Origin of the sequence: Acinetobacter sp. YH12249 (assembly GCF_013417475.1) — a bacterium.
Taxonomy (GTDB): Bacteria; Pseudomonadota; Gammaproteobacteria; order Pseudomonadales; family Moraxellaceae; genus Acinetobacter.
Genome location: NZ_VPDX01000046.1, coordinates 1 through 12,252, shown reverse-complemented (window position 1 = coordinate 12,252; position 12,252 = coordinate 1). Strand labels below are relative to the sequence as shown.

The following is a 12,252-nucleotide window of genomic DNA, read 5'->3' as shown; positions in this document are numbered from 1 at the left end:
AATTACGCAAAATAATTCGGTACTATTAAACATCGGGACTAGAGTTTTAAGTTTTGTGTGGTAACTCAACTGATGGCTCTAGTCCTCTTATTTTTCAAGTCAATTTTTTATCCGCGATTCGGGTTATAATAATAAAAGCAGATTGGGTGTTTTTAATATATAGACGGCACATCAACACTAATGCACCGTCGGTTTATATCACTTCTAAAATTTAAACTTTTATATCTAAAAGCTGTATAAATTCAAATGCCGGTTCTTCATAAGGATGACTGTCTTTTAGAGCCTTAGCCACTTCAACCGCCTTTTCATCAGGTACAAGAATTTCGACCCGCCATTCTTCCACATTTTCCAGCTGGCCGATTTCCCCAATATGAGGATCTGCACCGCGCTGTGGCTTAAATTGTCCAGTTCCCAGCACTTGCCAGGCACAGTCGGTATATTCACCAATCCCACCCGCACCTGCTGCAAAGACAGCCTTCTTGGTTTCCTCTAGGTTTTCATCTGGTACGTAATAAATCAGTTTAAGCATATATCCCTACAAGTTTTTCAAGCATTTACCGTATTGTTAAGGGCTTCGATAATAATATTCAATGCTGGATTTTGAGAGTTCTTGTTAAATGTTGCATATAGTTCTACCTGGGGTAAAGGTCGATCTGTCTGGATCACTTTCACTTCATCATTCAGGAAACGTAATAAATAATCGGGAGCAAAACTAAAACCCATACCCATATTGATCAGGTTAATATGCTGTAGCACATTGGTCGCCCACAGCACTTGATCGTGCTTTAGCTGATCAAAGGACATCAAGGCATTGAGTCTTTCGTAAAATACAGGTGATGCATTCTGATCACACATAATAATCGTATGATTTTTCAGTTCTTGTAATTTCAGTATTCGATCGGTTGGGTGCAAATGCTTGGCTGCAACCAAGTGAATTTGTTCTGTCAATAAATGAATATTGTCAAAATCTGGATGATCTAGCTGAAAACGGGTAATACTTAGATCTAGTTCAGCATTTTTTAGACGTTGAAGCTGTTCCAGACAGAACAGGCTATGCAGATGAATTTTCAGATCTGGCATGGTCTTTTTCAACTTGGCCAAAATATGTGGCATGACTTTTAGTTCGGCAACATTCAGAAAACCAATATGAATCTGGTTATTTTTCTGCTGGGCCACCTGTCGTGCTGACGCAACGGCCAATTTGGCATTTTCTAGAGCTTTTTCTGCATAGATTAAAAAGGCCTTACCTTCATCGGTTAACTGTATTTTTCGTGAAGAACGCTCAAACAGGTTAACGCCAACTTCCTGCTCCAGATCTTTAATCTGCTGGCTTAAAGAAGGTTGAGCCGTAAACAGCTTTTCAGCAGCCCTAGTGAAACTCTGCTCCTGCGCCACGGTAATAAAATAGCGTAAATGTCGAAGTTCCATAGATTGCTCACTTCAAAAAATAGGTGCTTATCTTACGATTTAGGCCAACATATTGAAAATACTAATAGATCAATAGCTTATACGAAAACTCATATAATTACCTTCTATGCATGACCAGACTTTGCATCTCATACATTTATTCCTGTTTCAGGTATACACATAGTGTCTTGCATGACGCAGTATTCGACACTGAATCGGGTGAAGGCTGGAGTCAGGCAGCTGAATCACTGAACTTGCCATATTTGGATGTGATTCGGATTGTTTCTCATTATGTGTATGGCACTTGGGATGGCAAGTCTGAAATTCATGAATCTGTGTAATTCTGGTTAGGCCGGTTGGTTATATCGCTTGGTGTTATCAGCACAGTATTAATAATGCTTTTGATTATGTGAATACGCTGAAGGTAACGTTAAAGCAGATTCAGCTCACTGTTTAGCGATAAAAAAGCCACCTCTCGGTGGCTTTTTTAAATCTGTTGATCAAGAACCCTGTAGCAAATAACTACCTACCAAGAACAGCACCTGTAGGCCAACGACAAAACCAAATAACCACCAACCTTTCTGACGTAATTCTGTTCTATCCATTATTCTGAGCGTCTTAGCCATGTCACCACCTCATTCTTGAGTGTTGATACTGAACTGATCTATACCATCTTTCCTTTAAAGTGCATAAATATTGTGCATTATTTACACAATATCACTTCTATGCAGATATAAAAGCAAAATCTAAACCAGTTCAGCGGGAGAAAATTAAATAAATGTTTCAAACTGCTTAGAAAGCAAAAAGCCACCCACTGGTGGCAATTGATGAAGCTAGTCTAAACAAAAGTAAATGATTTTTCTAGTTTTACTAATTTCCCATAAGTTCAAATTATAAAAAAGGGCCGCTGCTGCGACCCTTTTTTGAAACTAAATCAGATTAACCAATAAATTTGCGAGCATTACGGAACATGCGTAACCATGCACCGTCCTGATCCCAGTCTTCTGGTTTCCAAGAGTGCTGGATCGCACGGAAGTTACGCTCAGGGTGTGGCATCAAGATAGTCGCACGACCATCTTTCGAAGTTACACCAGAAATCCCTTCAGGCGAACCATTCGGGTTCAATGGATATTGCTCAGTCGCATTACCCTGGCTATCCACATAACGCATAATCACCTGGTTATTGGCATTCAATGCAGCAATGCTTTCAGCTGATGCAACCACACGACCTTCACCATGTGCCACAGCGATTGGAAGAATTGAACCTTCCATACCTTCTAGCAATACAGAGTGAGATTTCTCTACACGAACATTGACGCTACGTGCTTCAAATACTTCTGATTTGTTGCGATGGAACCGAGGCCAAGCATCTGCACCTGGAATCAGTGGAGCTAATTGTGACAGCATCTGACAGCCGTTACAGATCCCTAAAGAGAAGGTTTCCTGACGGTTAAAGAATTTCTCAAACTGGTCACGAAGCTGCTGATTGAACAATACTGATTTCGCCCAACCACCGCCTGCGCCCAATACGTCACCGTAAGAGAAGCCGCCACAAGTGACAAGACCTTCGAAGTCATCCAGGCTGATACGACCAGCAAGCAAGTCACTCATGTGTACGTCAACTGTATTGAAGCCGACCTTATCAAATGCTGCTGCCATTTCCACATGACCATTTACACCCTGCTCACGCAGAATCGCCATATTTGGACGACGTGAATTAATGTACGGCGCTTCGATTTGCTCGTTCAGATCAAATGTCGGTTGAGCAATCAAACCTTTGTGTGATTTATCAGTAACTAATGCAAATTCTTGATCTGCAGTTTCTACGTTGTCACGAAGACGCTGGATTTGATGAGAAACTTCAGTCCAAGCGACTTGCAGGTCAGCACGTTCCAGTACCAGACCATTTACAGATAACTGGTCAGAGTTGTTCACTGTACCTACTACAGAGATCGCATCTTTCAGAGTAGAAGCAGTGATTTCTGCTTGCAATGCTTCCCAATCTGCTTTCGCGATTTGCAGAACTGCACCGATTTCTTCAGCGAACAATGCTTCAACTGATTGGTCTTCTAGCGCTACGCCTAGACGTGCAGCAAACATCATTTCCGCAACAGTTGCCAGTAAACCACCATCACCGATGTCATGGTAAGCCTTGATCAGACCACGGTTGTTCCAGTCTTGAACCAGTGCGAAGAATGCTTTGAAGTCATCAAAGCTGTCGACATCAGGAGTCACTGAACCAATTGCTTTGTATACCTGAGCCAAGATCGAACCGCCTAAACGGAACTGACCTTTAGATAGATCAATACGAACCAGTACAGATTCAATATTTTTCAGCTCAGGGGTTAATGTCTTACGAACATCAGTTACAGGTGCAAATGCAGTGATCACGCCTGACATTGGAGAAGTAACAGATTTGTCTTCGCCTTCGTCATTCCAGGTGGTACGCATTGACAATGAGTCTTTACCGACTGGAATTGCGATGCCCAGTGCTGGGCACATTTCCATACCAATGGCTTTTACACCTTCGAACAATGCTTGGTCTTCGCCCGGTTGACCTGCAGCAGCCATCCAGTTTGCAGACAGTTTGATGTCACTGATTTGATCAATCTTCGCAGACATAATATTTGAGATCGATTCAGCAACTGATAAACGTGCAGAAGCCGCTGGGTTTAACAATGCAACTGGTGGACGTTCACCCATTGCCATTGCTTCACCTGTGTAACCGACAAGGCTGGTTGTTGTTACTGCAGCATCAGCCACAGGAACCTGCCATGGACCAACCATCTGGTCACGTGCCACCATACCGGTAATCGAGCGGTCACCAATAGTGATCAGGAATGATTTAGAAGCGACTGTTGGGTTCTTGATCACGCGATAAATCGCATCTTTCAGATCAGTCACTTTAGACGCATCAAAGTCATCGCCTTTACGCGGAGCAGTTTCATATGAACGTCTCATACGTGGTGTTCCGCCAAGCATCACTTGCATTGGCATATCCACTGGCTTGTTACCAAACAATGGATCTTCAACTGTTAAGTGACGTGCTTCAGTCGCTTCACCCAATACCGCAAACGGACAACGTTCACGCGCACAGATCGATTCGAATAAAGGTAGAGATTCTGGACGGATCGCCAGTACATAACGCTCTTGCGCTTCGTTTGACCAAATTTCCATTGGCGACATGCCTGGCTCAAGTGATGGAATCTTACGAAGATCCAGCATTGCACCTAGCTCATGGTCATTTACCAGCTCGGGCATCGCATTCGAGATACCGCCCGCACCGACGTCATGTACAGAAACGATTGGGTTTTCATCTTCCATACGCCAGCAAGTATCAATCACTTCCTGACAACGACGTTCCATTTCCGGGTTTTCACGTTGTACAGAAGCGAAGTCCAGGTTTTCACCCAGTTTACCGCTGTCTACAGAAGATGCTGCACCGCCACCAAGGCCGATCAGCATGGCTGGACCACCAAGCACGATCAGTAAGTCACCTGGTTGAATCGCATCTTTTTCAACGTGGTCCGGACGAATGTTACCGTAACCACCCGCGATCATGATTGGCTTATGGAAGCCTTTCACTTCGCCATTGACGTTTTGTTCGAAGGTACGGAAATAACCCGTCAGCGCTGGACGACCAAATTCGTTGTTAAACGCTGCGCCGCCTAATGGACCTTCAATCATGATTTGAAGTGGAGATGCCATACGTGAAGGTTTGCCATAGTTTTCTTCCCAAGGCTGTTCGAAGCCAGGAATATTCAGGTTAGATACGGTGAAACCCGTTAAACCAGCTTTCGGTTTACCACCACGACCAGTCGCGCCTTCGTCACGAATCTCACCGCCTGAACCTGTCGCAGCACCGGCAAATGGTGCAATCGCTGTTGGGTGGTTGTGAGTTTCCACTTTCATCAAGATGTGAGCGGCCTGGCTTTTGTATTTATAAACGTGTTGACCGTTATCTTCTTGAGTTGGATAGAAACGTTGCGTATCAAAACCAACAATCACCGATGCGTTGTCTTTATAAGCCGACAATACGTCTGTTGGTGATTCTTTATAGGTATTTTTGATCATCTGGAACAATGACAATGGTTGAACTTCACCATCAATCGTCCATTCAGAACCGAAGATTTTATGACGGCAGTGCTCTGAGTTTGCCTGAGCAAACATCATCAGTTCGATGTCGTTCGGGTTACGACCCAGTTTAGTAAATGCCTCTGTCAGGTAATCAATTTCCTGTTCAGACAGCGCAAAGCCAAATTCATTGTTGGCTTTTACCAGTGCTTCTTTACCTTGACCCAAGATATCAATCGAGTTCAAAGGTTTCGGAGCAGTTTCAGTAAATAATACTGCAGCATCTTCAATCGCATTGAAAACGCTTTCAGTCATGCGGTCATGCAAGATCTGTAATGCTTCTTTAGAAAGCTCTTTTTCGCCCTTCAAAGTAAACAAAACACCGCGTTCTAAACGATGAACCGGTGTATTACAGTTGGCAAAAATATCAGTTGCCTTTGATGACCATGGTGAAATCGTGCCGACACGCGGTGTCACCAGAATCTGGATTTCATCACTTGCAGCCTGGCGCAGTTCAAATGATTGACCATCGTTGAGAAGCTGTAAAGCGGATTGCTGTTGTTGCTCGTTGAGCGCTTGGTCAAAAAGATAAACAAATTGACTTTCTAGTGATTGAACAGAACTAATTGACGATAAACGTGTGAGTAGTTGAGCTTTCTTAAAAGAAGAATGTGCAGGTGCACCGGCAACGATAAACATGCTGATTTTGGCTCCACGGGATGATCGAGCGACCATGCCACAATGTGACTTGAGAGAGCGCATATTCTACTGTGAAATACATAAATCGGCTAGAGAGGAAATGAGAAAACTCAAGCGAAAAGCTATAGCATTTTATAAATAATGCTTTTATTTTCAGATAAAAAAATTGAATGTAGTCGCACAGCTTAACACAATTTGTTAAAGAAAAATTAAAACTAGTCAAGAATAATTCAACTTAAAAATTTTGTATTATTTTTCAACACTATTGATCATATCAAGTGGTTTAAAATTTAATCTCAATTTTTAATAAAAATGAGCCAAGAATTGACTTCTTTATTATTTCTTGATCAAAAATAGGTAGCTGCGCTGCTTTTTGCCATCTGTCTGAATGATGATCAACTATATTAACTATTCAGCTTACAGATTAAGATTTTCTTTCTATCAAAATTATTGTTCTATAAAAAACAGGCCGTTTGACCTGTTTTTTATTTTTAGTTCATTCTCACGAATATCTGTTTAGTTTTGAAATTCGATACCCTAATAAGATTAGCTCAGGCAGTTTTATTTAATAAAATTCCCCCACCTTCAATTTCTACCACACCATTTTCTCGTACATAAACTTTCCAGTCTGCCAATAGCTCCTGTAATTTTTCTGGATAACGCTCTGCCAGATCTTCTGTTTCACCGCCATCTTCTGCCAGGTTATAGAGTTGCCACTTGTTTGGGCCATTCGGTGCGGGAATAAATAAAGCCTTCCAATCCCCTTTACGTAAGGCTTTTTGTCCGAACAGCTCCCAACCCGTGACATGGTCTTCAGCATGAATATGGGCCTGCTGTTGCTGCAAATACGGCAAAATGCTTTTACCCCGTAATGGCACCAGTTCACGACCTTTATATTGCTGTCCCGGATGCTGGATATTCAGTGTTTCCAGTAAAGTCGGCAGTAGATCCATCACCGTTAAAAATTCATGACTGATGCCATTTTGGCGTGCGAAGCCCTGATGCTTGATGAATGCAGGTGTACGAATTCCACCTTCACTTGTATGCGCTTTATAAAGTCGAGATGGCGCTGTGGCCGCCTGCGCCCAATGCTCACCGTACCAGACATAGGAATTACCCTTGCCAATATTTTCCAGAGCATTGTCATAATATTTGGCAATTACGGTCTCAATATCAGGACCAAAGACTGGTAATGCTTCCAGCTGCGCGCCTTCTGCCCCATTATCCGAAAGAAAAATAATAATGGTATTGTCGTATTGATCAGTCTGTTTCAGGTATTCAATCACGCGACCAAGATTCTGGTCCATACGATCGACCATTGCTGCATAGACTTCCATGGTTCGCGCCGAGAACTGCTTTTCTTCATCCGTTAAGCTGTTCCAGAATTTAGTTTTCGCCAATACTGGATGAATCGTAGCATCTTCACCTACTAAACCGAGCTCTTTGATTTTGGCTAAACGCTTCTGACGTAATACTTGAGGACCTTCATCATATACACCTTTGTATTTGGCAATATCTTCCGGATGGGCTTGTAAAGGCCAGTGTGGTGCTGAAAATGGCAAATACGCAAAGAATGGGCGTTCTGCACGACTCTCATCATCTTGCAGATAATCCAGCAAGCGATCTGTAAAATAGTCCGAACTATAGAAATCTTCTGGCAATGCCGTAATGTATTCATCATTTTCTGCATAGAGCCCCCGAGTTACTTTCAACAGGCCCGGAATTTCTTCTTCTGGAATATCGGGTTCAAACGCATAGTGATTGGCTGCACCCGGGAGCAAGGTAAATGACTTTTAAAAACCACGGCGTGCCGGAAAACGGTCTGGAGTTAAGCCCAGATGCCATTTTCCAGACATGATGGTGTAATAGCCTGCATCATGTAACAGTTCCGGTAGAGCCGCAACCTGATCATTTAAATACCCCTCATAACCCGGTTGGCCTTTCTGTTCAGGTCGTATGGCTTCGGCCATGGAACCCAATCCTGCCAGATGATGGTCTGTGCCGGAAAGTAGCATGGAACGGGTGGGTGAACAGGTCGATGCGGTATGAAAGTTAGTCAGGCGTAATCCTTCCAGGGCAATTGCATCTAAATGTGGTGTCTGGATCTCTCCACCAAATGCACCCAGATCAGAAAAGCCCAGATCATCAGCGACGATGAGTAAAATATTAGGTGGTGTAGCGTGTGCTGTCGTCATATTTGGTCTGCAAATTGATTTTATTATGGTCATAATTTGCCTGAAATTGCTGGCTCAGCCCTGTCACCAAATTGACAATCTTTCGCTGTATTTCAGCTAAGCTAATTCAAAATGACATTTCATGTCGCACTGCCCTAGTGCTTTACGCTCTTTTTTGGCATGATGCAGAAAGTAGAGAACTGAATAATGATAAATGACTCAAATGCGTTGGTTGGAACTGCTTTCGACAGTTCGGATTGGTAGTAAAAAGCAGAGTACAGAACTGGCCCGTAGCCCGTTCCACAAAGATTATGACCGTATTATTTTTTCCCAGAGCTTCCGGCAGCTCAACCGTAAAACCCAGGTGCATCCTTTAACCCAGCACGATGGTATTCATACGCGCCTGACGCATTCACTGGAAGTCTCCTGTATTGGCCGCTCGCTAGGGATGTTGGCCGCAGAGAAAATTAAAGACCAGCTTCCACCCTGGGTGTCTCCAGCGGATGTGGGCGCCATCATTCAAGCCGCTTGTCTGGCCCATGATATTGGCAACCCGCCTTTTGGCCATGCCGGTGAATATGCGATCCGCGAATGGTTTGATGATGTATCACATACTGACTTCTTAAAAGATTTAAGTCCTGAACAGGAAGCAGATGTACGTCAGTTTGAAGGCAATGCCCAAGGCCTGCGGCTTCTAACCAAGATTGACTATCATCCAAATGATGGCGGCATGCGCCTGACCTATGCCACTTTGGGTGCTTATTTAAAATATCCGTGGCTGTCAAAAACCATGGCATCACAAGTAGATTTACCTGCCAGTAGCCGTGCCAAATTTGGCTGCTATCAGGCAGAAAAAGAGATTTTAAAGCAAATTGCGGAAGAGCTTGGACTAATCCAGCTCGGCGAGTATCGATATTGTCGTCATCCACTGACCTATCTACTCGAAGCAGCCGATGATATTTGTTATGCCCTGATTGACCTAGAAGATGGCATTAGCTTGAACATGCTCAGCTATGCTGAAGTGGAACCGGTATTTTTAAATCTGCTCGGAGATTATGGAACGCCTTCTGAAATCGGCATGCCTGATACGACCTGGCAACAGAAAATTGCTGCACTGCGTGGCCGTGTGATGAAACGTCTGGTGAATGAAGTGACGACTGCTTTTGCACGCCACCATGACCAGATTCTATCTGGTCAGTTACAAGGCACTTTATTGCAATATTGTTCGTCAGATATTGAAAGTGGTATTAACCGCGCCAAAGAACTGGCACGTGACAAGATTTTTGAACATCCACAGAAAGCGGGCCTAGAGATCATTGCCCATCAAAGTCTGCAAAATATTCTGGATGCCTTTATTCCGCTGACCACACCACATAAAAACCTGAGCTTTAAGGAACAGCGGTTAATGTCGATCCTGCAACGTTCAGGGGCGAATTTTAAAGACAGCCATTATGACAATATTATGCAGGTATTAGATATTATCTCGAAATTTTCGGATCATCAGGCTTATAACCTGTCACAGGAATTGCAGGGTAATAAAGCCGGATTGTTATAAAACATCTTGCTGAATTAGATGCTTATTGCAGCAAAATCACCTGTTTTGCAGAAGGAGATTTTGCCTTTCCTGAAAATGCTGACTACTATGCTGCAAAACTGAATTGAGTAATGATAAAAGATGATTGGATGCCTGATTGGTGAAGTGCTGGCGCTGGAAGCACCGACTGTATTATTAAATGTGAATGGTGTGGGTTATGAAATTGATACGCCGCTCACTACTTTTTGCCAGTTGCAAAAAGGCCAGAAAATTACCCTATGGACACATCTGGCTGTACGTGAAGATGCACAATTACTGTATGGTTTTTTAAATGCTCAGGAAAAAACCATTTTCCGCACTTTATTAAAAGTGAACGGCGTTGGCCCGAAAATGGCACTCGGCATTCTTTCAACTTTAAGTGTGGAGATGCTGATCCATACTGTTGAGAATGAAGATGTAAATACGTTGGTTAAAGTGCCTGGAGTCGGCAAGAAAACTGCTGAACGTTTAATGATTGAACTGCGCGACCGCTTTAAAGCTATGTCTGCGGGCACTGCTCCAAGCAACTCGACAGCGCCACAAATTCAGTTTATGGGCAATTCAGCCGTAGCTGAAGCTGAAGCAGCATTACAATCTCTCGGTTATAAACCGGCTGAAGCGCAAAAACTGGTGAATGCAGCCAAAGGTGAGTTTACCGAAGCCAGTGACATCATCCGTGCTGCATTAAAGTCGATGAATAAATAAGCAATTTACCTATGAGCAAATTTTCAATCCAAAATTTGCTCGAGCTTTGGCGACATGGATGTCGCCGGTTGAGTTGAGGTACAGGAAGTACCTTCAACTCAACAAAAGATTTTTGTTACTTTTGATCTTTCAAAAGTAAGACAACGCCTACACAATGGCAGTTAAATACAAATCATTATTTGAGGCTGTTTCTGCAGCATCAAACAGCTTCGATAAAGAGATTAAGTTAATAGATATGCAAGACCGTCTCATCAGTGGTTCTGAAAAACCCGAAGATCATTTTGATCGTGCCATCCGCCCGGCTTCCCTCGATGACTATATCGGTCAGCCCGTGGTGCGTGAGCAAATGGAAATCTTTATTGGTGCTGCTCGTGGCCGTGCTGAAGCTCTCGATCATACTTTGATCTTTGGACCTCCAGGTCTAGGTAAAACGACGTTAGCGAATATTATTGCCCGTGAAATGGGTGGCAATCTCAAATCGACTTCCGGTCCAGTATTAGAACGTGCGGGCGATCTGGCAGCAATGCTGACCAATCTTGAGGAAGGTGATGTTCTGTTTATTGACGAGATTCACCGCTTGTCACCTGTGATTGAAGAAATCCTTTATCCAGCCATGGAAGACTACCAGCTGGATATCATGATTGGTGAAGGTCCTGCTGCCCGTTCGATTAAATTGGACTTACCACCATTTACTTTGGTCGCTGCAACGACACGTGCTGGTCTACTTACTTCTCCACTACGCGACCGTTTCGGGATTGTGCAGCGTCTGGAATTCTATTCGGTTGATGATCTGACCCATATCGTGAAACGTTCTGCGAGTCTGATGGATGTTCCAATGACCGAAGATGGCGCAAAAGAAATTGCACGTCGTTCTCGTGGTACACCGCGTATTGCCAACCGTTTATTACGTCGTGTACGTGACTATGCTCAAGTCAAAGGCACAGGTGAAGTCACTCAGGAAATGGCTCAACGTGCATTAGATATGTTGAACGTGGATAAAGATGGCTTGGATACTCTCGACCGTCGTTACCTGTCGATGTTGCTAGAACGCTTTGATGGTGGCCCGGCGGGTGTAGAAGCTTTGGCAGCAGCAATGGCAGAAGATTCAGGTACTCTGGAAGATGTGATTGAGCCTTATCTAATTCAGCAAGGTTATGTGATGCGTACTGCGCGCGGTCGTATTGCGACCAATATGGCTTATTTACAGTTTGGCATAACGCCGCCTGAGCCAAAGTAAGGGTTAAAATTCTTTTGGCTTAGCCATTTTTTATCATAAAGAAAAAGAGCTAATTGACTACTGCAATCAATTAGCTCCAAAAGCACAAACTCGAATCTTTATTATTAAGTAGTTTATTTAGCTATTATAGTTATTGCTCTTTAAGCAAATACTTAGGCTATTTCTTTTAAATTTTATCAATAATAATTATGAAATAATCAAAGCAACTTTAATGCCAAAATAGTATTTAACTTAGAGAAATAGTTGAAACTTAGATAATAGATCTCTTTCATAAATCAAAAAACGATCTTCTTTTTGGTTAATATTTGCACTCCGGATTTCTTGGCATTCGTGCATAATCTGCGGATGAAATACATCGATTCAAACAAGCTTTCTGATCCTCA

8 protein-coding genes and 1 pseudogene are annotated in these 12,252 nt (G+C 43.1%); 4 read left to right on the top strand and 5 right to left on the bottom strand.

Going from position 1 to position 12,252, the window contains the following annotated elements; all coding sequences use genetic code 11:
* Nucleotides 1-211: 211 nt before the first annotated feature.
* Together FTV25_RS15260 and FTV25_RS15255 are read right to left on the bottom strand one after the other, a co-directional pair.
* Nucleotides 212-529, bottom strand: coding sequence for an NGG1p interacting factor NIF3 (locus tag FTV25_RS15260; protein ID WP_166139647.1), 318 nt, complete (start codon nt 527-529; stop codon nt 212-214).
* Nucleotides 530-546: 17 nt separating this feature from the next.
* Complete coding sequence (locus FTV25_RS15255; protein WP_180004475.1) at nt 547-1,428, bottom strand: LysR substrate-binding domain-containing protein; 882 nt, start codon at nt 1,426-1,428, stop codon at nt 547-549.
* A gap of 167 nt (nt 1,429-1,595) precedes the next feature.
* Here FTV25_RS15255 and FTV25_RS16150 point away from each other — a divergent pair, with 167 nt between their 5' ends.
* Nucleotides 1,596-1,748, top strand: coding sequence for a hypothetical protein (locus FTV25_RS16150; protein WP_257219015.1), 153 nt, complete (start codon nt 1,596-1,598; stop codon nt 1,746-1,748).
* Nucleotides 1,749-1,907: 159 nt separating this feature from the next.
* Here FTV25_RS16150 and FTV25_RS16145 read toward each other — a convergent pair whose 3' ends face one another.
* The 3 genes and pseudogenes from FTV25_RS16145 to FTV25_RS15240 all read right to left on the bottom strand — a co-directional run bounded on the left by FTV25_RS16145 (nt 1,908) and on the right by FTV25_RS15240 (nt 8,375).
* Entirely contained in the window at nt 1,908-2,033 is a 126-nt protein-coding gene (locus FTV25_RS16145; RefSeq protein ID WP_253144109.1) for a KGW motif small protein, read from the bottom strand.
* A 313-nt stretch (nt 2,034-2,346) separates the two neighbouring features.
* On the bottom strand, nt 2,347-6,180 hold the full coding sequence (gene purL, locus FTV25_RS15245) for a phosphoribosylformylglycinamidine synthase (RefSeq protein ID WP_180004477.1): 3,834 nt from the start codon (nt 6,178-6,180) through the stop codon (nt 2,347-2,349).
* A 551-nt stretch (nt 6,181-6,731) separates the two neighbouring features.
* Nucleotides 6,732-8,375: pseudogene (locus tag FTV25_RS15240) on the bottom strand (arylsulfatase).
* Between the two features lie 193 nt (nt 8,376-8,568).
* On the opposite strand from FTV25_RS15240, the gene FTV25_RS15235 reads away from it, so the two are divergent.
* The 3 genes from FTV25_RS15235 (at nt 8,569) to ruvB (ending at nt 11,869) form a co-directional block, all read left to right on the top strand.
* Nucleotides 8,569-9,909, top strand: coding sequence for a deoxyguanosinetriphosphate triphosphohydrolase (locus FTV25_RS15235; RefSeq protein ID WP_166138742.1), 1,341 nt, complete (start codon nt 8,569-8,571; stop codon nt 9,907-9,909).
* A 120-nt stretch (nt 9,910-10,029) separates the two neighbouring features.
* Complete coding sequence (ruvA, locus tag FTV25_RS15230) at nt 10,030-10,632, top strand: Holliday junction branch migration protein RuvA (protein ID WP_168406939.1); 603 nt, start codon at nt 10,030-10,032, stop codon at nt 10,630-10,632.
* Nucleotides 10,633-10,867: 235 nt separating this feature from the next.
* Nucleotides 10,868-11,869 (top strand): Holliday junction branch migration DNA helicase RuvB, encoded by a 1,002-nt coding sequence (gene ruvB / locus FTV25_RS15225; protein WP_180004473.1) that lies wholly within the window; start codon nt 10,868-10,870, stop codon nt 11,867-11,869.
* Nucleotides 11,870-12,252 lie beyond the last annotated feature (383 nt).